The 21048-nt window shown below is 64.1% G+C and carries 19 protein-coding genes; 5 read left to right on the top strand and 14 right to left on the bottom strand.

Features of this window, described 5'->3' with window-relative positions:
- Window positions 1-67: 67 nt before the first annotated feature.
- The 7 genes from E8F11_RS14100 to E8F11_RS14070 all read right to left on the bottom strand — a co-directional run bounded on the left by E8F11_RS14100 (window position 68) and on the right by E8F11_RS14070 (window position 8433).
- Window positions 68-949 carry an ABC transporter permease subunit gene (locus E8F11_RS14100; RefSeq protein WP_280289542.1) on the bottom strand — a complete coding sequence of 294 codons (882 nt, stop codon included), beginning with the start codon at window positions 947-949 and terminating at the stop codon, window positions 68-70.
- A 23-nt stretch (window positions 950-972) separates the two neighbouring features.
- Complete coding sequence (potA, locus tag E8F11_RS14095) at window positions 973-2115, bottom strand: polyamine ABC transporter ATP-binding protein (RefSeq protein WP_280289432.1); 1143 nt, start codon at window positions 2113-2115, stop codon at window positions 973-975.
- Window positions 2116-2255: 140 nt separating this feature from the next.
- Window positions 2256-3329 carry a polyamine ABC transporter substrate-binding protein gene (locus E8F11_RS14090; protein WP_280289541.1) on the bottom strand — a complete coding sequence of 358 codons (1074 nt, stop codon included), beginning with the start codon at window positions 3327-3329 and terminating at the stop codon, window positions 2256-2258.
- 158 nt (window positions 3330-3487) lie between these two features.
- Window positions 3488-4588 (bottom strand): polyamine ABC transporter substrate-binding protein, encoded by a 1101-nt coding sequence (locus E8F11_RS14085; RefSeq protein WP_280289431.1) that lies wholly within the window; start codon window positions 4586-4588, stop codon window positions 3488-3490.
- A gap of 158 nt (window positions 4589-4746) precedes the next feature.
- Window positions 4747-6114 carry an aspartate aminotransferase family protein gene (locus E8F11_RS14080; RefSeq protein ID WP_280289430.1) on the bottom strand — a complete coding sequence of 456 codons (1368 nt, stop codon included), beginning with the start codon at window positions 6112-6114 and terminating at the stop codon, window positions 4747-4749.
- A 63-nt stretch (window positions 6115-6177) separates the two neighbouring features.
- Window positions 6178-7536 (bottom strand): glutamine synthetase family protein, encoded by a 1359-nt coding sequence (locus E8F11_RS14075; protein ID WP_280289429.1) that lies wholly within the window; start codon window positions 7534-7536, stop codon window positions 6178-6180.
- Window positions 7537-7680: 144 nt separating this feature from the next.
- A complete protein-coding gene (locus E8F11_RS14070) occupies window positions 7681-8433 on the bottom strand; it encodes a gamma-glutamyl-gamma-aminobutyrate hydrolase family protein (protein ID WP_280289428.1) in 753 nt (250 codons plus the stop codon).
- 278 nt (window positions 8434-8711) lie between these two features.
- Between E8F11_RS14070 and E8F11_RS14065 the strand changes: the two genes are divergently transcribed.
- The 5 genes from E8F11_RS14065 (at window position 8712) to aguA (ending at window position 14395) form a co-directional block, all read left to right on the top strand.
- On the top strand, window positions 8712-10091 hold the full coding sequence (locus E8F11_RS14065; protein WP_280289427.1) for a glutamine synthetase family protein: 1380 nt from the start codon (window positions 8712-8714) through the stop codon (window positions 10089-10091).
- A 149-nt stretch (window positions 10092-10240) separates the two neighbouring features.
- Window positions 10241-11299: a polyamine ABC transporter substrate-binding protein gene (locus tag E8F11_RS14060; protein ID WP_280289426.1), complete on the top strand. Its 1059-nt coding sequence runs from the start codon at window positions 10241-10243 to the stop codon at window positions 11297-11299.
- Between the two features lie 182 nt (window positions 11300-11481).
- Complete coding sequence (locus tag E8F11_RS14055; protein WP_280289424.1) at window positions 11482-12126, top strand: TetR/AcrR family transcriptional regulator; 645 nt, start codon at window positions 11482-11484, stop codon at window positions 12124-12126.
- A 197-nt stretch (window positions 12127-12323) separates the two neighbouring features.
- Complete coding sequence (aguB, locus tag E8F11_RS14050) at window positions 12324-13202, top strand: N-carbamoylputrescine amidase (RefSeq protein ID WP_280289423.1); 879 nt, start codon at window positions 12324-12326, stop codon at window positions 13200-13202.
- Window positions 13203-13288: 86 nt separating this feature from the next.
- Window positions 13289-14395, top strand: coding sequence for an agmatine deiminase (gene aguA, locus E8F11_RS14045; protein WP_280289422.1), 1107 nt, complete (start codon window positions 13289-13291; stop codon window positions 14393-14395).
- A 205-nt stretch (window positions 14396-14600) separates the two neighbouring features.
- Here aguA and E8F11_RS14040 read toward each other — a convergent pair whose 3' ends face one another.
- The 7 genes from E8F11_RS14040 to E8F11_RS14010 form a co-directional block, all read right to left on the bottom strand.
- Window positions 14601-14816, bottom strand: coding sequence for a molybdopterin-binding protein (locus E8F11_RS14040; protein ID WP_280289421.1), 216 nt, complete (start codon window positions 14814-14816; stop codon window positions 14601-14603).
- Between the two features lie 36 nt (window positions 14817-14852).
- A complete protein-coding gene (ssuB, locus tag E8F11_RS14035; RefSeq protein WP_280289420.1) occupies window positions 14853-15677 on the bottom strand; it encodes an aliphatic sulfonates ABC transporter ATP-binding protein in 825 nt (274 codons plus the stop codon).
- Window positions 15674-16459 (bottom strand): aliphatic sulfonate ABC transporter permease SsuC, encoded by a 786-nt coding sequence (gene ssuC, locus E8F11_RS14030; RefSeq protein ID WP_280289419.1) that lies wholly within the window; start codon window positions 16457-16459, stop codon window positions 15674-15676. The genes ssuB and ssuC overlap by 4 nt, the downstream gene beginning before the upstream one ends.
- 10 nt (window positions 16460-16469) lie before the next feature.
- Entirely contained in the window at window positions 16470-17633 is a 1164-nt protein-coding gene (gene ssuD / locus E8F11_RS14025; protein WP_280289418.1) for an FMNH2-dependent alkanesulfonate monooxygenase, read from the bottom strand.
- 98 nt (window positions 17634-17731) lie between these two features.
- Window positions 17732-18694: a sulfonate ABC transporter substrate-binding protein gene (locus tag E8F11_RS14020; protein WP_280289417.1), complete on the bottom strand. Its 963-nt coding sequence runs from the start codon at window positions 18692-18694 to the stop codon at window positions 17732-17734.
- A gap of 100 nt (window positions 18695-18794) precedes the next feature.
- Window positions 18795-19433 (bottom strand): peroxiredoxin, encoded by a 639-nt coding sequence (locus E8F11_RS14015; protein ID WP_280289416.1) that lies wholly within the window; start codon window positions 19431-19433, stop codon window positions 18795-18797.
- Window positions 19434-19746: 313 nt separating this feature from the next.
- Window positions 19747-21048: OprD family porin (locus E8F11_RS14010; RefSeq protein WP_348529782.1), on the bottom strand; the 1302-nt coding region annotated here is incomplete at its 5' end.

Genomic DNA, 21048 nt, shown 5'->3' with positions numbered 1-21048 from the left:
CCCTCCAGTTCTTTCGCCTGATTCTTGTTGAAGAGGGAAGAAGTGGGGGCGATCAACAGAGTGATGCTCATACCTTGCCCTCCAGCTCTTTCGCCTGGTTCTTGTTGAAGAGGATGATGGGCACCAGGAGGATCGCCAGCATCACCACCGCCAGGGCGGACGCCACCGGCCAGTCGCGGTTGTTGAAGAACTCCTGCCAGAGCACCTTGCCGATCATCAGCGTCTCGGGGCCACCGAGCAGTTCCGGAATCACGAACTCGCCCACCACTGGGATGAACACCAGCATGCTGCCGGCGATGATGCCGTTCTTCGACAGCGGCACGGTGATCTTCCAGAAGTTGTTGAAGTTGCTCGAACCGAGGTCGGAGGCAGCCTCCAGCAGGCTCGGGTCGTGCTTCACCAGGTTGGCGAAGAGCGGGAGGATCATGAACGGCAGGTACGAATAGACCACGCCTATGTACACCGCGATGTTGGTGTTGAGGATCTGCAGCGGCTCACTGATCAGCCCCATGCTCATCAGGAAACCGTTGAGCAGGCCGTTGTTGCTGAGGATGCCCATCCAGGCGTAGACGCGGATCAGGATCGCGGTCCAGGTCGGCATCATGATCAGCAGCAGCAGCACCGTCTGGGCTTCCTTGCTGGCGCGGGCGATGGCGTAGGCCATCGGGTAGCCGATCAGCAGGCACATCAGGGTGCTGAAGAAGGCGATCTTCAGCGAGCCGAAATAGGCCGCCAGGTACAGCTCGTCCTCGTTGAGCAGCAGGTAGTTGCCCAGGTTGAGGATGAGTTGGAACTGGTTGTCCGCCCAGGTGTAGATATCCGTGTAGGGCGGGATCGCCACGTCGGCTTCGGCGAAGCTGATCTTCAGCACGATGGCGAAAGGCAGCAGGAAGAACAGGAACAGCCAGAAGAACGGAACCCCGATGACGAGGTGCCGGCCAGTCGGCAACAGGTTTTTCAGTTTGGGGATTCTCATGACCGCAGTACCACGCCGCTGTCGTCTTCCCACCAGACAAAGACTTCGTCATCCCAGGTCGGACGGGCGCCACGGCGCTCGGCATTGGCGACGAAGGACTGGACGACGGTGCCGTTGGGCAGCTTGACGTAGAACACCGAGTGACCGCCCAGGTAGGCGATGTCGTGGACCCGGCCGCGCGACCAGTTGTACTCGCAGGTGGGCTGCTCGGTGGTGACCAGCAGTTTCTCCGGACGCAGGGCGTAGGTGATGCGCTTGTCCTGCACCGAGGTGGTCACGCCGTGGCCGACGTAGATCGGCCGCTCCAGTTGCGGGCAGGCGATCAGCGCATGGGCCTCGGCATCCTCTACCACTTCACCTTCGAACAGGTTGACGTTGCCGATGAACTCGCAGACCTGCCGGCTGATCGGCGTTTCGTAGATGTCCACCGGGCTGCCGATCTGCTCGATGCAGCCCAGGTGCATGATGGCGATGCGCTGGGCCATGGTCATGGCCTCTTCCTGGTCGTGGGTCACCATCACGCAGGTCACGCCCACGCGCTCGATGATCTCCACCAGTTCCAGCTGCATCTGCGAACGCAGTTTCTTGTCCAGGGCACCCATGGGCTCGTCGAGCAGCAGCAGCTTCGGACTCTTGGCCAGGGAACGGGCCAGGGCAACCCGCTGGCGCTGACCACCGGACAGCTGGTGCGGCTTGCGCCTGGCGTACTGGGTCATCTGTACCAGCTTGAGCATCTCGTTGACGCGCGCGTCGATTTCAGCGGCTGGCAGCTTGTCCTGTTTAAGTCCGAAGGCGATGTTCTGCGCAACAGTCATATGCGGGAAGAGCGCATAGGACTGGAACATCATGTTGATCGGGCGCTCGTAGGGGGGCATGTCGGTGATGTCGACGCCATCGAGGAAGATGCGCCCCTCGGACGGCCGCTCGAAGCCCGCGAGCATCCGCAGCAAGGTTGATTTACCCGAACCGGAGCCGCCGAGCAAGGCGAAGATCTCACCCTTCTTGATGTCCAGGGACACGCTGTCCACGGCCACCGTCTCGTCGAACTTCTTGGTCACCCGGTCGATTTTCACCAGCACCTCTTTGGGTTGCTGGTTGCCCTCGAGGGCTTTCTTGTAGGCACCGGAGGCTATTGCCATTACCACAACTCCCAGAATTTGCTACCCGACCACCGCGGACGGGCGCGTCTATACAGCATGGGCGCGAGCTGGGCATCCTGCCTGCTTCCGCCTGGTTGATCCGGCGGGCCCGCCACACGGCGAGCGCCACCGGCCTTGCGTCATTTGCCCGACTTGACCTTGGTCCAGCTGCGGGTCATCAGCCGCTGGACCTTCGGCGGCAGCTCCGCCGAAACGTAGAGCTTGTCCAGCACCGCTTGTGGCGGGTAGACGGACTCGTCGGTGCGTACTTCCTGATCCATGAACTCTCCAGCCTTGAGGTTGGGGTTCGCGTAGCCAACGTAGTCGCTGACCTTGGCGATCACCTCGGGCTTGAGCAGATAGTTGATGAAGGTATGGGCTTGCTTGGCGTTCGCCGCGTCGACCGGAATGGCCAGCATGTCGAACCAGAGGTTGCCGCCTTCCTTCGGGATCGCGTAGGCGATCTGGATACCCTTGCCGGCTTCCTCGGCGCGCGAGGCGGCCTGGAAGATGTCACCGGAGAAGCCGGCCGCGACGCAGATGTCGCCATTGGCCAGGTCGCCGATGTACTTGGAAGAGTGGAAATAGGTGACGTAGGGGCGTACCGCCAGCAGCTTCTCCTCGGCTTTCTTGTAGTCGTCGGGATTGGTGCTGTTGGGGTCCAGGCCCATGTAGTTGAGAACGGCCGGGATCATCTCGTCGGCCGAGTCGAGGAAGGCCACGCCGCACTGGCTGAGCTTCTTGATGTTCTCGGGCTCGAAGATCATCGCCCAGGAGTCGATGCTGTCGACGCCCAGCACGGCCTTGACCTTCTCGACGTTGTAGCCGATGCCGTTGGTGCCCCACAGGTAGGGGACGGCGTACTGGTTGTCCGCATCGTTGCGCTGGAGCTGCTTGAGCAGGTTGGGGTCCAGGTTCTGCCAGTTGGGCAGCTGGCTGCGGTCGAGTTTCTGGAACGCGCCCGCCTTGATCTGCTTGCCGAGGAAATGGTTGGACGGCACGACGACGTCATAGCCGGTGTGGCCCGCCAGCAACTTGCCTTCCAGGGTCTCGTTGGAGTCGAAGACGTCATACACCGGCTTGATGCCGGTGTCCTTCTGGAAATCCGCCAGGGTGGTCTCGCCGATGTAGTCCGACCAGTTGTAGATATGCACCGTCTGGTCCGCCTGGGCCTGGCTGGCCAGGGTCAAGGTGGCGGCGACAGTGATCATCATCTTGCGGCTGGGGAAGTGCACAGATTCGTCCTCTTGATGTGTCCGGCCCTGCCGGAAGGAGCCCGGGTCTATCCCGCAACCCGGGCAACTGAACTCGCGGTTCGCTGCAGCGCGGTCCGGGCACCGGCGGGGCTCCCCGCCGGGCACGGCAGCCGTACTTACTTGCCCGACTTGATGGTGGTCCAGGTACGAGTCATGGCGCGCTGCACCTTGGCCGGCAGGTCCGGGAAGGCGTAGAGCTTGGCCATGGTCTCCGAGGTCGGGTAAATGCCCGGGTCCTTGCGGATCGCCTCGTCCACCAGTTCGGTCGCGGCGGCGTTGCCGTTCGGGAACTGCACGGAGTTGGTGATCTCGGCCATGATTTCCGGCTTCATCAGGAAGTTCATGAAGGCGTAGGCGCCTGCCGGGTTCGCGGCATCGGCCGGAATGGCGACCATGTCGAAGAAGGTGCCAGCGCCTTCCTTCGGAATGTTGTAGGCGACTTTCACGCCAGCCTTGGCCTCTTCGGCGCGGGACTTGGCCTGGTAGACGTCACCCGAGTAGCCGACCGCCACGCAGATGTTGCCGTTGGCCAGGTCGCCGATGTACTTCGAGGAGTGGAAGTAGGTCACGTACGGACGGATCTTCAGGAACAGCGCCTCGGCTTCCTTCAGCTCCTTGGGATCCTGGCTCAAAGGGTTGTAGCCCAGGTAATGCAGGCCGATCGGCAGGATCTCGGTCGGCGAGTCGAGGAAGGACACGCCGCAGGACTTCAGCTTCTCGATGTTTTCCGGCTTGAACAGCAGGTCCCAGGAATTGACCGGAGCGTTGTCTCCCAGCGCGGCCTTGACCTTGTCGGGGTTGTAGCCGATGCCGATGGAGCCCCACATGTAGGGGAACGCGTACTGGTTGCCCGGATCGGAGACCTCGACGGTCTTCAGCAGGTTGGTGTCCAGGTTCTTCCAGTTCGGCAGCTTGGACTTGTCCAGCGGCTGATAGACCTTGGCCTTGATCTGCTTGGCCAGGAAGTTGTTGGACGGCACCACGATGTCGTAACCCGACTTGCCCGCCAGAAGCTTGGCTTCGAGGGTCTCGTTGGAGTCGAAGACGTCGTAGACGACCTTGATGCCGGTTTCCTTGGTGAATTTCTCGACGGTGTCCGGAGCGATGTAGTCCGACCAGTTGTAGACGTGCAGCACCTTGTCGTCAGCCTGGGCCATGCCGGCCACGGCAGTCGCCAGGGTCATGGCGAGCAGGGTCTTGCCGAAGGTTTTGATCATGCGGGTAGCTCCATTTTTGTTGAAGTGTCCGAGTGGCGTCGTACCGAATACGCCACCACTCGGTGAGCCTGGCCAACGCACCAGCGAAGTCTGGCAAGGTAGAGGGCTTGCTTACAACAGGCGGCATCTCGAAATGCCACCACCCAGCCCTCTTTTTCTCAGCCTTTTACTTCAGCCAGGGTGAGGTCGAGGCACTTGCGCGCCTTGGTCACCAGTTCGTCGACTTCGTCTTTGCTGATCACCAGCGGCGGCGAAATAATCATAGTGTCGCCAACCGCGCGCATGATCAGGCCGTTACGGAAGCAGTGCTCTCGGCACAGCATCCCCACGCCACCCTCGAAACGCTCACGGGTCTTCTTGTTCTTGACCAGTTCCAGGGCGGCGACCATGCCGACCCCACGCGCCTCGCCAACCAACGGGTGGTCGGCCAGCTCCTGCCAGCGCTGCTGCAAATAAGGTGCCGTTTCGGCCTTGACCTTCTCGACGATCTTCTCTTCCCGCAGGATGCGGATGTTCTCCAGGGCCACCGCCGCCGCTACCGGATGACCAGAGTAGGTGAAGCCGTGGTAGAACTCACCACCCTCATTCAGGGTATGGACGATCTCGTCACGCACGATCACGCCGCCCATGGGGACGTAGCCGGAGGTCAGGCCCTTGGCGATCGGCATCAGATCCGGGGCATTGCCGTAGTACTGGCTGCCGAACCACTCGCCGGTACGGCCGAAGCCGCAGATCACTTCGTCGGCGATGAAGAGGATGTCGTACTTGGCGAGGATCTCGCGGATCTTCGGCCAGTAGGTTTCCGGCGGAACTATCACGCCGCCGGCGCCCTGGATGGGTTCGGCGATGAAGGCGGCGACCTTGTCTTCGCCGACTTCGAGGATCTTCTTCTCCAGCTGCTCGGCGGCCCAGACGCCGAACTCGGCCGGCGCCATGTCGCCGCCCTCACCGAACCAGTAAGGCTGGGCGATGTGCTCGATGCCGGGAATCGGCAGGTCGCCCTGACCGTGCAGGGCCTTCATGCCGCCCAGGCTGACACCAGCGACGGTGGAGCCGTGGTAGCCGTTCCAGCGGCCGATGATGACTTTCTTCTGCGGCTGCCCCTTGATCGCCCAGTAGTGGCGGACCATGCGCAGCACGGTGTCGTTGGCTTCCGAGCCGGAGCCGGTGAAGAACACGTGGTTCATGCCTTCCGGCGCGATCTCGGCGATCGCCTTGGAGAGTTCCACCGCCGGCGGGTGCGCGGTCTGGAAGAACAGGTTGTAGAAAGGCAGTTCACGCATCTGCCGGGTCGCCGCCTGCACCAGCTCCTCGCGGCCGTAGCCGACGTTGACGCACCAGAGGCCGGCCATGCCGTCGAGGATCTTGTTGCCCTCGCTGTCCCAGATGTACACGCCTTCGGCCTTGGTGATGATCCGCGCACCCTTGGCGTTCAGCGCCTTGTAGTCGGTGAACGGCGGCAGGTGGTGGTCACGACCGAGCGCTTGCCATTCAAGGGTCTTGGGGTTGGTCACTTGGCTATTCATATCCTTACCTCAATCAACACACATCTGGAGGGCCGGCCGGGGCGGCCGGCCTTCCGTTTCTGATCAGACGGAGAGCAGCAGGAACTCGCGTTCCCAGGAGCTGATCACCCGTTTGAAGTTCTCATGCTCGGCACGCTTGACCGCCACATAGGCCGTCACGAACTTGCCGCCCAGGTATTCCTCGATATCCCGGCAGGCCTCCATCCGCTCCAGCGCCGCCTCGATGGTGATCGGCAGGCGCAGGTTGCGGCGCTCATAGCCACGGCCCTTGACCGGTGCACTGGGCGTCAGGCCTTGTGTCATGCCGATGTAGCCGCACAGCAGACTGGCGGCGATGGCCAGGTAGGGGTTGGCGTCGGCGCCGGCGAGGCGGTTCTCCACGCGGCGGTTTTCCGGACCGGCATCCGGAACACGCAGGCCCACGGTGCGGTTCTCCTCGCCCCATTCCACGTTCACCGGCGCGGAGGTGTCCGGCAGGAAACGGCGGAAGGAGTTCACGTTCGGCGCGAACAGCGGCAGCACTTCGGGGATGTATTTCTGCAGGCCGCCGATGTGGTGCAGGAACAGCTCGCTCATGGAACCGTCATCGTTGGAGAAGATGTTCTTCCCGGTCTTGATGTCGATCACGCTCTGGTGCAGGTGCATGGCGCTGCCCGGCTCGTCGGTGATCGGCTTGGCCATGAAGGTCGCCGCCACGTTGTGCTTGAGCGCGGCCTCGCGCATGGTGCGCTTGAACACCAGAATCTGGTCGGCCAGCTCCAGGGCGTCGCCGTGACGGAAGTTGATTTCCATCTGCGCCGGGCCTTCCTCGTGGATCAGGGTGTCGAGGTCCAGGTCCTGCATCTCGCACCAGTCGTACATGTCCTCGAACAGCGGGTCGAACTCGTTCGCCGCGTCGATGGAGAAGGACTGGCGGCCGGTTTCCGGACGGCCCGAGCGGCCCAGCGGAGCCTGCAGCGGGAAGTCCGGATCGTCGCAACGCTTGGTCAGGTAGAACTCCATCTCCGGCGCCACGATGGGTTTCCAGCCCTTGTCGGCGTATAGCTTGAGTACACGCTTGAGCAGGTTGCGCGGAGACAGCTCGATGGGGTTGCCCTGCTTGTCGAAGGTGTCGTGGATCACCATCGCAGTGGGCTCGATGGCCCAGGGCACCAGGTAGACGGCGTTCTCGTCCGGTCGGCAGAACATGTCGATGTCGGCCGGGTCGAGCAGCTCGTAATAGATGTCGTCTTCGACATAGTCGCCGGTAACGGTCTGCAGCAGCACACTCTCGGGGAGGCGCATGCCCTTCTCGTCCAGGAACTTGTTGGTCGGCGAGATCTTACCGCGGGCAATGCCGGTAAGGTCACTGATCATGCATTCAACTTCGGTGATTTTGCGTTCTTTCAGCCAGCTGGTCAGCTGGTCGAGCTTGGTAGTCATAAAGACCTCAGGGTTGAGAGCTTCACTAGGAGGCTTCTGCAGGTTCGCGCCGAACGCGCCCGATGAGGCGGCCCATCGCGGTCAGTACAGTCCGAACTCCGCGACACGGCAACTTCGTTGGTTTCCTGCAGTTGGGTCTCCCGCTCAGCGTTGCCCCGCCTTCTTCCTGCAAGCCTCACCAAAGGCCTGAAAGATGGCGAGATAGTTCGGGTTGGTCCGCACTTGCCACTCGGGGTGCCACTGCACGCCTAAAGCAAAATTCCTGGCGCCTTCGACCGAAAAGGCCTCGACCAACCCATCTGGCGCCAGAGCCTCTACACGCAGGCCCGGCGCCAGACGTTCAACGCCCTGGCCATGAATGGAGTTGACCTGGATCTCGGACGGCAAGCCGATGCCGTCGAGAACGCCACCCGGCTGCACCCGCAGCAGGTGGCGGGGAGCGTATTGCACCTCGAGGGGCTGGTCGCCCGGCTCGCGGTGGTCCATCAATCCTTCTATCTCATGTACGCGCTGGTGCAGGGAACCGCCGAAGGCCACGTTCATTTCCTGGAAACCACGGCAGATGCCCAGGACCGGGATACCAGCGGCCACGGCCGCACGGACCAGCGGCAGAGTGGTGCGGTCACGTTCGGGATCGTGCTTGGTGCCGGGCGCGGAAGCGGGCCCTAGATAATGATGGGGCTCCACATTGGACGGGGAGCCGGTAAAGAGAAGACCGTCCAGACTGGCCAGGAGGGTCGTCTGGTCCATCAGTTCAGCCAGGGCCGGAATCACCAGCGGCACACCGCCAGCTCCGACCGCCACCGCACGAACATACTTGTCACCAGCTATATGATAGGTCTGAGGACCAATCTCTCTGGTGCAAGCGGTTACGCCGATCAACGGCAGGCGAGACATGAGACACCCGTTTTATTTGTCTGTTATGGGTTTCGGCCGAGCTTAGCGTTGTTCATTTTATTACACAATAGGGCTGTAAAAAATTGAACACGCCCCACTGAGCACCGCAGCCGATATGGTTTAGAGAGGGATTCAAAGGCCCCGGAACGCCCCAAAACTGGCCATCGAGCCCATTTTTAGGGCATAATAGGCGTCACTTGACAGCTAGGGGTGTTTCAGATTGACTCACACCTTAGCTAGAACGTGATTGATATTTTTAACAATAAAGGTGTTGCATCATGTCGGTACCCCCGCGTGCCGTTCAGCTTCAAGAAGCGAACGAGTTCCTTAAGGAGCATCCTGAGGTCCAGTTCGTCGACCTACTGATTGCAGATATGAATGGAGTCGTACGAGGCAAGCGAATAGAGCGTGCCAGCCTCCACAAAGTCTACGAAAAAGGCATCAACCTCCCCGCTTCGCTCTTCGCCCTCGACATCAATGGTGCCACCGTCGAAAGCACCGGCCTCGGCCTGGACATCGGTGACGCGGACCGTATCTGCTACCCCATCCCCGGTACCCTCAGCGACGAGCCCTGGCAGAAGCGCCCCACCGCTCAGCTGCTGATGACCATGCACGAGATCGAAGGCGAGCCGTTCTTCGCCGACCCGCGCGAGGTCCTGCGCCAGGTGGTGGAGAAGTTCGACGCCCTCGGCCTGACCATCTGCGCAGCATTCGAACTGGAGTTCTACCTGATCGACCAGGAGAACATTAATGGCCGTCCGCAGCCGCCACGTTCCCCTATCTCCGGCAAACGCCCGCAGTCCACCCAGGTCTACCTGATCGACGACCTGGACGAGTATGCCGACTGCCTGCAGGACATCCTCGAAGGCGCCAAGGTCCAGGGCATCCCGGCCGACGCCATCGTCAAGGAAAGCGCCCCGGCGCAGTTCGAGGTCAACCTGCACCACGTCGAGGACGCTATCGAGGCCTGCGACTACGCAGTCCTGCTCAAGCGCCTGATCAAGAACATCGCCTACGACCATGAGATGGACACCACCTTCATGGCCAAGCCCTACCCGGGCCAGGCGGGCAACGGCCTGCACGTGCACATTTCGCTCATCGACAAGAAGACCGGCAAGAACATCTTCACCTCCGATGATCCCGAGCAGAACGCCGCCCTGCGCCACGCGGTCGGCGGTGTGCTCGAGACCATGCCTGCTTCCATGGCGTTCCTCTGCCCGAACGTGAACTCCTATCGCCGCTTCGGCGCGCAGTTCTATGTGCCGAACGCACCGAGCTGGGGCCTGGACAACCGTACCGTCGCCCTGCGCGTGCCCACCGGCAGCGCGGACGCCGTGCGCCTGGAACACCGCGTGGCCGGTGCCGACGCCAACCCCTACCTGATGATGTCGGCCATCCTGGCCGGTATTCACCACGGTCTGACCAACAAGATAGAACCGGGTGTGCCCATCGAAGGCAACTCCTACGAGCAACTGGAACAGAGCCTGCCGAACAACCTGCGCGATGCCCTGCGCGAGCTGGACGACAACGAAGTTCTGAACAAGTACATCAGCCCGGATTACATCGACATCTTCGTCGCCTGTAAGGAAAGCGAGCTGGAGGAGTTCGAGCACTCGATCTCCGACCTCGAGTACAACTGGTACCTGCATACCGTGTAAGCGAGTCCACAACGCCGGCCCCAGGGCCGGCGTTGTCGTATCTGCACCTTGGCAATACCCGGCACGGCGGTCCATTCCGGCCCTCCGCGGCCTCGCTGTACCCGAATAACAACAACCAGAAACCGCATGCTCATACCAGGGAGGACGTCATGCCCCGCTTGCTCGCCCCGCTGTTGCTCGCATTGCTGCCCGCGCTGGCCCAGGCCGAAGACCTGATCCACGTGTACAACTGGAACGACTACATCGCCCCGCAGGTGCTCGAGGACTTCCAGAAGGAAACCGGCATCCGCGTCGAGTACCACACCTTCAGCAGCGCGGAGGAGCTCCACAAGGCGCTCGCCGGCGGCGAACCGATCGATATCGCCGTGCCCTCCCACAACGACCTGCCCCGGCTGATCAAGGACGGTCGCCTGCAACCCCTGGACTTCACCCGCCTGCCCAATCGCCAGCACCTGGACAAGCAGCTGCTGAGCAAGCTGGCCGCCATGGACCCGAACAACCAGCATGCGGTGCCCTACCTCTGGGGCGCCGTCGGCCTGGCGGTGAACACCCCACAGGCAGAGAAAGCCTTCGGCGGCCCGCTGCCCCACAGCTGGAGCCTGCTGTTCGACGCCGAACAGAGCGCGCGCCTCGGCCAGTGCGGCATCAGCCTGCTGGACGCCCCCGACGAAACCCTGGCCGTGCTGCTCAACTACCAGGGCCACAACCTCGCCCGCAGCGCGCCGAGTCGGCTCAAGCGCAGCGCCGAAGCCCTCACCACCCTGCGCCCGCACCTGCGCTACATCGACAGCGAGCGCTACATCGCCGACCTCAACGCGGGCAATCTCTGCGTCGCCATGGCCTGGGTCGGCGACGCCCTGAACGCCGCCGCGGCGGGCCAGCCGGTGACCTTCATGGTGCCGGACGAAGGCTCGGTGCTGTTCATCGACAACCTGGTAATCCCCAGCAGCGCCAAGCGCTCCGACCTGGCCCACAGGTTCATCGACTACATGCTGCAGCCCCAGGTGGCGGCAAAGATCACCAGCGCGACGCTCTACCCGAACGGCAACGCCGACGCCCGCCAGTACCTGGACGACGCCCTGCGCAACCAGCCGGGCCTCTACCTGGACAAGGACACCAAGCGCCGCCTGTTCCCGGTCGAGCCCGTGCCGGAAAAGCTCAGCGCCACCCGCGACGAAGTGTGGACCGCCTTCCGCGAAGGAAAATGACCCGTAGGGTGCGCTGCGCGCACCGGAACTCCTGCGCAAGCGCCCTGGTGCGCACGGCGCACCCTACGACCAGACCCTGTGGGCGAATTCATCCGCGATGGCGGCCCACGGGCCTGCCTCTCTCTCTTGCTCCGACCCCACCGCCTGACGTCCAATAGCGGCTCTTCGGAAAGGAGCCGCCCATGTCACGCCCCGCCACCGCCCGCAAGCCGCGCGCCAGCAGCCAGCTGCGTATCGCCGGGATTCTCGATGCCGCCCGCGCCCTGCTGGCCGAACAGGGCGTGGCCAACCTGTCCATCTACAGCGTCGCCGAGCGCGCGGAGATGCCGCCCTCCTCCGTCTACCACTTTTTCTCCAGCGTGCCGGCGATCCTCGAAGCCCTGACCGCCGACATCCACGCCGCCTTTCGCGCCTGCCTGCAGCAGCCCATCGAGCATGACGGCCTGCGCCACTGGCACGATCTTTCGCGGCTGGTGGAAGAACGCATGCTGTCGATCTACGCCGCCGACGCCGCTGCGCGCCAGCTGATCCTCGCCCAGCACGGCCTCACCGAAGTCACCCAGGCCGATCGCCAGCACGACATCGAACTGGGCCGGCTGATGCACGTCCTCTTCGAGCGCCACTTCGAGCTGCCGGTGCTGCCCGACGATATCGACGTCTTCGCCCTGGCCATGGAGCTGGGCGACCGCGTCTACGCCCGCTCGGTGCAGATGCACGGCGAAATCACCCCGCGCCTGGCCGAGGAAGGCATGCGCGTATTCGATGCCTACCTCGGCCTCTACCTGCCGCCCTACCTGCCGAAGCGGACGACTGCCCTGGCGATCTGAGACGACAGAAACCCGATATTTATCTGCAAATAAATCAGAATTCACCTTCTGATAGAAAAATCACGCTTCAAATACAGATTTTTATCGGATATAAAGTCGCCATCCGCACGGCGGCCCGCTTCCCGCCAGCACGGAAATACCCCGATTGCCGATAGATATCCGGCAATCGGCCCGAATTCGTCTGACGAGGTGTCTCCATGTCCCGCATCGTTACCGTCGCCGCCACCCAGATGGCCTGCTCCTGGAATCGCGCCGCGAATATCGCCAACGCCGAAAAACTGGTCCGTCAGGCCGCCGCCAAGGGCGCGCAGATCATCCTGATCCAGGAACTCTTCGAGACCCCCTACTTCTGCCAGAAGCCGAACCCGGACTACCTGCAGCTGGCGACCCCGACCGAGACCAACGAAGCCATCGCGCACTTCCAGAACCTCGCCCGCGAACTGCAGGTGGTGCTGCCCATCAGCTTCTTCGAGCAGGCCGGCCGCGCGCGTTTCAACAGCATCGCCATCATCGATGCCGACGGCAGCAACCTCGGCGTGTACCGCAAGAGCCATATCCCGGACGGCCCCGGCTACCACGAGAAGTACTACTTCAATCCGGGCGACACCGGCTTCAAGGTATGGAACACCCGCTACGCCAAGATCGGCGTGGGCATCTGCTGGGACCAGTGGTTCCCGGAAGCCGCCCGCAGCATGGCCCTGCTGGGTGCCGAGATCCTCTTCTACCCGACCGCCATCGGCAGCGAGCCGCACGACCCGAACATCACCTCCCGTGACCACTGGCAACGCGTGCAGCAGGGCCATGCCGGTGCCAACCTGATGCCGCTGGTGGCTTCCAACCGCATTGGCAAGGAAGAGCAGGACGGCTACGACATCACCTTCTATGGCTCCTCCTTCATCGCCGACCAGTTCGGCGCCAAGGTCGAGGAACTGAACCAGACCGAGGAAGGCATCCTGGTGCACAGCTTCGACCTGGAAAAGCTGGAGCATGTGCGCAGCGCCTGGGGTGTGTTCCGCGATCGCCGCCCGAATCTATACTCCCCGATCAAGACTCTGGACGGCTTCCTCGAGTCGTAATGCTCGAATTCAGGGGCCAGCCCGATGGCGATGCACTGTTCGCCAGCGGGTTGGCCCCTGCCCCTTTTCAGATCGATGGTGGATCAATGAACACTCTCAATACCCTTCCGCGCGACGACGGCTTCCACATGCCGGCCGAGTGGGAAACGCATACCCAGACCTGGATGGTCTGGCCCGAGCGCCCCGACAACTGGCGCCTGGGCGGCAAGCCCGCGCAGGTCGCCTTCACCGCCGTGGCCAAGGCCATCGCGCGTTTCGAACCGGTGACCGTCTGCGTCTCCGCCGGCCAGTACGAGAACGCCCGCGCGCGCCTCGACGAGCCGAACATCCGCGTGGTGGAGATCAGCACCGACGACGCCTGGGTCCGTGATACCGGCCCGACCTTCGTGGTCAACGACCAGGGCGACGTGCGCGGTGTGGACTGGACCTTCAACGCCTGGGGCGGCTTCGACGGCGGCCTCTACTTCCCCTGGAACCGCGACGACCAGGTGGCACGCAAGATCCTCGAGATCGAGCACAGCAAGCGCTACCGCACCGATGGTTTCGTACTGGAAGGCGGCTCCATCCACGTCGATGGCGAAGGCACCCTGATCACCACCGAAGAGTGCCTGCTGAACAAGAACCGCAACCCGCACCTGTCCCGCGAGCAGATCGAAGCGGTGCTGCGCGAGCAGCTGGCCGTGGAGACCGTGATCTGGCTGCCGGATGGCCTCTACAACGACGAGACCGACGGCCATGTGGACAACTTCTGTTGCTACGTGCGTCCGGGTGAAGTGCTGCTGGCCTGGACCGACGACCCGCAGGACCCGAACTACCCGCGCTGCCAGGCGGCCATGAAGGTGCTGGAAAGCGCCCGTGACGCCAAGGGCCGCCAGCTGGTGGTGCACAAGATGCCGATCCCCGGCCCGATCTACGCCACCGAGGAAGAATGCGCGGGCGTGGACCTGGTGGAAGGCACCCAGGAACGCGATCCCTCGATCCGCCTGGCCGGCTCCTACGTCAACTTCCTGATCGTCAACGGCGGCATCGTCGCGCCCAGGTTCGACGACGCGAAGGACGCCGCGGCCGAAGCCATCCTCAAGCGGGTCTTCCCGCAACACGAAGTGGTGATGGTGCCCGGCCGCGAGATCCTCCTCGGCGGCGGCAACATCCACTGCATCACCCAGCAGCAGCCGGCGCCGCAAAAGCGCTGAGGCTGAGCTGAAAAAACGAACCCCCGCGAATGCGGGGGTTTGTTTTTGGGGCGGGTACAGAATTGCAGGGTGGCCTTGCTCTTGTGGGGGCGAATTCATTCGCTGAGGACCGCGTAGCGGTCCCCGACCCAGCCGGGCAGTCCCGCGGACTGCTTAGCGAATGAATTCGCCCCCACAGGAAAAGCAGCCCAACCTCCCTGGAGCCTCACAGCTTGGCGATGGACACCTCCGTGGACTTCACGAAGGCGATCACTTCGGAACCGACCCCCAGCTCCAACTCGCGCACGGAGCGGGTGGTGATGACCGAGGTGACGATTCCGGCGGCGGTCTGCACGTCGATCTCGGAGAGCACCGGGCCCTCGACGATTTCCTTGATGGTGCCCTTGAACTGGTTGCGGACGTTGATGGCTTTGATGGTCATGGCGGTTCTTCCTTTGCTCGGGATATGGGGTTTAGGTCAGAGCGCCCAACGCAATTGCGTGGGCAGGGGGGAAAGGGGTTCGGGTTCCGGAGGCGCGGCCGGGAGCGCCAGCACCCGGTCCAGCACTTCCGCTTCCAGTGCGGCCAGGCGCGCCGAGCCACGGGCGCGGGGGCGCGCCAGCTCCACCGGCAGGTCGAGGCCGATGGCGCCGTCCTCGATCAGGATCACCCGGTCGGCGACGGCCACCGCCTCGTTCACGTCGTGAGTCACCAGCAGCACGGTGAAGCCATGCTGCTGCCAGAGACGCTCGAGCAGCTGCTGCATCTCGATGCGGGTCAGGGCATCCAGCGCGCCCAGGGGCTCGTCCAGCAGCAACAGGCGCGGCTGGTGGATCAGCGCACGGGCCAAGGCCACGCGCTGCTTCTGCCCGCCGGACAGCGCCGCCGGCCACTCCTTGGCGCGGTCGGCCAGACCCACAGCTTCCAGCGCTTCCAGGGCGTGCGGGCGCCAGTCGCCGGAAAGGCCCAGGCCAACGTTGTCGATCACCCGTTTCCAGGGCAGCAGGCGTGCGTCCTGGAACATCAGGCGGGTGTCCTCGCGGGCATCCTCCAGCGGTGCCGAGCCGGCCAGCAGGTCGCCACGGGACGGCTGGTCCAGGCCCGCCAGCAGACGCAGCAGGGTGCTCTTGCCGCAACCGCTGCGGCCCACCACGGCGACAAACTGGCCGGCGGGGATCAGCAGATCGATGCCCTTGAGCACCTCGCGCTCGCCGAAGGATTTGCCGATGTCACGCAGCGCCAGCGGGGTGCCGCCCAGCGAGATACCGCGCTTCAGGCGTTGTGGCGTCTGCAGGGCGGTCATGCGGCACCTCCCTTGGCCTGGTAGGCCGGGTGCCAGCGCAGCCAGACACGCTCCAGGCCACGGGCAGCGACGTCCGCGAGCTTGCCGAGCACGGCATAGAGCAGGATCGCCAGCACGACGACGTCTGTCTGCAGGAATTCGCGGGCGTTCATCGCCAGGTAGCCGATGCCGGAACTGGCGGAAATGGTCTCGGCGACGATCAGGGTCAGCCACATGAAGCCGAGGGCGAAGCGCACGCCGACCAGGATCGAGGGCAGCGCGCCGGGCAGGATCACCTGGCGGAACAGCGAGAAGCCGGACAGGCCGTAGCTGCGAGCCATCTCCACCAGCGTCGGGTCGACGTTGCGGATGCCGTGGTAGGTGTTGAGGTAGATGGGGAACAGGGTGCCGAGGGCGACCAGGAAGATTTTCGCCGACTCGTCGATGCCGAACCACAGGATTACCAGCGGGATCAGCGCCAGGTGCGGCACGTTGCGGATCATCTGCACCGAGCTGTCGAGCAGGCGTTCGCCCCACTTCGACAGGCCGGTGATGAAGCCCAGCAACAGGCCCAAGCCGCCGCCAATGGCGAAGCCGATGCCGGCGCGCCAGCCGCTGATGGCCAGGTGGGTCCAGATCTCGCCGCTGGCGAGCAGGTCCCAGCCCGCCTCCAGCACGGCGCTCGGCGCCGGCAGGATGCGGGTGGAGAGCAGGCCGGTCGCCACCGCGCCCTGCCAGATCGCCAGCAGCGCCACGGGCAGTGCCCAGGGCGCCAGGCGCAGGAGTATCGAATCGAGCTTCATCCCCGCGTCCTCAGCTCTGCGATGCGACGTTGTGCAGCTTGGGTTCGGGCAGCGCCTCGTTGGCCACCATCTCGCCAAAGGGGCTGACGAAGGCCAGGCCGTCGTTGTTCTGCGGCCGCGCCACATCCAGGTGCGGGAACAGCAGTTCGGCGACGCGGTAGGACTCTTCCAGGTGCGGGTAGCCGGAGAAGATGAAGGTGTCGATGCCCAGATCGGCATATTCCTTCACCCGTGCGGCCACGGTCGGGCCGTCGCCCACCAGCGCGGTACCGGCGCCGCCGCGTACCAGGCCGACGCCGGCCCAGAGGTTGGGGCTGACTTCCAGCTGGTCTCGCCTGCCGTTGTGCAGGGCGGCCATGCGCTGCTGGCCCACCGAGTCGAAGCGGGCGAAGGCGGCCTGGGCCTTGGCGATGGTCGCGTCGTCGAGGTTCTCGATCAGGCGGTCGGCAGCGGCCCAGGCGGCCTCAACGGTTTCCCGCACAATCACGTGCAGACGGATGCCGAAGCGGACAGTGCGGCCCTGCTTGGCGGCCTTGGCGCGTACCTGTTCGATCTTCTCCTTCACCGCCGAGGGCGGCTCGCCCCAGGTCAGGTACAGCTCGACCTGCTCGGCCGCCAGGTCCTGGGCTGCTTCGGAAGAGCCGCCGAAGTACAGCGGCGGGCGCGGCTGCTGCAACGGCGGGTAGAACAGCTTGGCGCCCTTCACCTGGATGTGCTTGCCGTCGTAGTCGACGGTTTCGCCTTCCAGCACGCGGCGCCAGATACGGGTGAACTCGACCGAGGCTTCGTAACGTTCTTCATGATTCAGGTGCAGGCCGTCGGCGGCCAGCTCGTCCGGGTCGCCGCCGGTCACCAGGTTGAACAGGGCGCGGCCGCCGGACAGGCGATCCAGTGTGGCCGCCTGGCGCGCGGCCACGGTCGGCGAAATGATCCCGGGGCGCAGGGCCACCAGGAACTTCAGGCGCTGGGTCACGGGAATCAGCGAGGCGGCCACCAGCCAGGAGTCCTCGCAGGAGCGCCCGGTGGGGATCAATACGCCGCCGAAGCCGAGGCGGTCTGCGGCCTGGGCGATCTGTTGCAGGTAGCCGTGGTCGACGGCGCGGGCGCCCTCGGATGTACCGAGGTAGTGGCCGTCGCCGTGGGTCGGCAGGAACCAGAAGATGTTCAAGCTCATGGAGTGGTCTCCTTAAATACTCCCCTCTCCTCTTCAGGGAGAGGGGCCGGGGGAGAGGGAAGCACCAGACGGCACCGCCCTCACCCAGTGCTTCGGAATTACTGCTGCGCGACCTTGGCCGGCGGACTCCAGATCACGTCGGCGATGCTGAGTTTTTTCGGGATCAGCTTCAGCGCGGTGAAGGTATCGGCAATCTTCTGTTGCGCGGCGATCACCTCCGGGGTCAACGGCTGGGCGCCGTAGCCCTGGCGTTTCACCGCGATGGAGGTGATGTCCGCAGGCAAGCCCAGCAGCGGCGCGACCTGTTCGGTGACCTTGTCCGGATCGGCCCTGGAGTCCTCGCCCACGGCGCGCACTTCCTCGATCAGGGTGCTGATCACCTGCGGGTGCTTCTGGGCGTAGTGGCGGGTGGCAAGGTAGAACTGGTGGTTATCCACAAGCCCCTCGCCATTGCGCAGGGTGCGCGCTTCAAGCTGTTGCTCGGCGGCGGCCTGGAAGGGGTCCCAGATCACCCAGGCGTCCACGCTGCCGCGCTCGAAGGCGGCGCGGGCATCGGCCGGCGGCAGGTAGACGGGCTGGATGTCGCCGTACTTCAGGCCGGCCTCTTCCAGGGCGCGCACCAGCAGGTAGTGGACGTTGGAGCCCTTGTTCAGGGCGACCTTCTTGCCGGCCAGCTCCTTGACCGACTGGATGGGCGAGCCCTTGGGCACCAGGATCGCCTCGCTCAGCGGCGCCGGCGGCTCATAGGCCACGTAGAGCAGATCGGCACCGGCGGCCTGGGCGAACACCGGCGGGGTTTCGCCCGTCACGCCGAAGTCGATGGAGCCGACGTTCAGGCCCTCCAGCAGCTGCGGCCCGCCAGGGAACTCGGTCCACTTCACCTCGATGCCCTGGTCCGCCAGGCGCTTCTCCAGCGAGCCCTTGGCCTTGAGCAGCACCAGGGTGCCGTATTTCTGGTAGCCGATTCGCAGGGTCTCGGCCTGTGCCTGGGTGATGGCGCCGAAAGCCAGGGCAGCCGCGAACAGGGCAGCCAGGCTCCGACGCAAAGTGATGGTGCGCATGGCGCTCTCCTCATGACTTTGCTTGTGGTGTCGTTGCCTGCTGGCCCGTTGGCGGGTGAGTAAGGCGGGGTCGTTCTGTGCGCGGAATGCGCCGAGTGGATCAGCGGTTGGGTTGCGGGGTCAGGCGCAGGTAGGGCCGGACCGCCTTGTAGCCACGCGGGAAGCGCTGGCGGATTTCGTCCTCGTCCTTGAGCGAGGGCACGATCACCACGTCATCGCCGTCCTGCCAGTTGGCCGGGGTGGCGACCTTGTGGTTGTCGGTCAGCTGCAGGGAGTCGATCACCCGCAGGATCTCGTTGAAGTTGCGCCCGGTGCTCGCCGGGTAGGTGATGATCAGGCGCACCTTCTTGTTCGGGTCGATGATGAACAGCGAACGCACGGTGAGGGTGTCGTTGGCGTTCGGGTGGATCAGGTCGTAGAGGTCGGAAACCTGGCGGTCGGCGTCGGCGATGATCGGGAAGTTGACCAGGGTGACCTGGGTCTCGTTGATGTCCTCAATCCAGCGCTGGTGGGAGTCCACCGGGTCCACGGAGAGGGCGATGACCTTGACCCCGCGGGCGGCGAATTCATCCTTCAGCTTGGCGGTAAAGCCGAGCTCGGTGGTGCACACCGGGGTGAAGTCGGCCGGGTGCGAGAAGAGCACGCCCCAGCTGTGGCCCAGCCATTCATGGAAGCGAATGCGACCTTCGCTGGAGTCCTGTTCGAAGTCGGGGGCGATGTCGCCGAGGCGGATACTCATGGTGCTGCTCCTGTGTACTGGTGTCGTTCCGTGGGGCTCACTATGCGCAGCGGCGCTGAAAATTAAAAAGAATAAATAACGATTTATTTATTACTTATTGAGCTATTGAATTTCACCCGTGAAAACGCCGGGAAACCGTCTGGAATGAGGTTCCCGGCACATATCTGTGGGAGCGAATTCATTCGCGAAGGGGCCGCCACCCTCTCCCCAACCCTCTCCCTGAAGGGAGAGGGGGCTGTCCGTGCCTCGGGGCGCTCTTCCTGTAGGGGCGAATTCATTCGCCAAGCAGGCCGCAGGCCTGCCCAATACGCCCTTACAGCAGCGTCAGGGTGTAACTGAGGATCAACCGGTTCTCGTCCTGGTCGCGCACCGCATCGCTGCGCAGCGATGCGTTGCGCCAGGACACGCCCAGGCCCTTCAGCGGGCCGCTCTGCAGCACGTAGTCGAGGCGCAAATCGCGCTCCCACTCGCCCTGGTCATCGCCCTGGGTCTCGATGTTGCTGCCCCTGAGGTAGGTCGCCTGGGCCTTCAGCCCCGGCACCCCGAGCTTGGCGAAGTCGTAGCCGTACTCGGCCACCCAGGTGCGCTCGCCCGCGCTGAGGAACTTGCCGATCTGGCGGTCGGTGATCAGGTAGGCGGTGGCGCCGTCGCCCTGGTTGAGGAAGGGGAAGGCGCTGTCGCCGGAGAGCTGCTGGTAGCCCAGGCTCGCCGCGTGGCCGGCCAGGCTGTAGGTGAACAAGGCGCTCCAGGTGCGGTTGTCGACTTCGCCGCGGTGCGGGTCGTTGGCCGCCCAGTTGCCGCTGCTGACAAAGCCTTCGCGACGCCCGGCGGCGCTGCCGTTCTGGCCGTCGGCGCTGTTGTGGAAGTAGCGCAGGTCGGACTTCAACGCGCCCACTGGCAGCGCCCAGGTGTGGGTCAGGCCGAGGAAGTGCTGCTGATAGAAGTCTTCCAGGTTGCCGTAGTAGTACTGCGCGAGCAGGGCGTCGCTGACCTTGTAGTCGCCGCCGGCGAAGTAGAACTTGTTGACGAACTGGCCGCTGCGGGCGTTGTTCGCACCGGCGATGGAGAGGCCGCGGGCGTCGCTGGAGTTACGCCCCTTGGCGTGTTCCAGCTGGCCGCCGACCAGGGTCAGCCCGGCGATCTCGTTGGCGGTGATCTGCCCGCCCTCGAAGGTCTGCGGCAGCAGGCGGCCATCGTTGTAGGTCACCACCGGCAGCTTCGGCAGCAGGGTGCCCAGGCGCGCCTCGGTCTTGGAGAAGCGCAGCTTGCCGGTCACCCCGAGGCTGCCGAAATCGTCCTTGGCGCGGCCGTCGTTGTCGGTGGGGAACACCGTACCGCCGTAGTTGGCGCTGGTCGGGTTGTAGTGGCGGCCCTTGCCGGAGTCCAGTTTGACGCCGAGCAGACCGAGGGCGTCGACGCCGACGCCGACCGTGCCCTCGGTGAAGCCCGAGGCGTAGTTGAACAGGAAGCCCTGGCCCCACTCCTCCTGTTTGGAGGGCGCGGCGGTGCCTTCGCGGTTGTCCGAGTTGATGTAGAAGTTGCGCAGGGCGAGGCTGGCCTTGCTGTCCTCGATGAAGCCGCCGGCGGCGGCCTGCTGGGCCAGGACACCCAGGGC

Origin of the sequence: Pseudomonas sp. BN417 (assembly GCF_029871205.1) — a bacterium.
In the GTDB taxonomy this organism is placed as follows: domain Bacteria; phylum Pseudomonadota; class Gammaproteobacteria; order Pseudomonadales; family Pseudomonadaceae; genus Metapseudomonas.
This window is presented reverse-complemented; position numbering and strand designations above follow the sequence as displayed.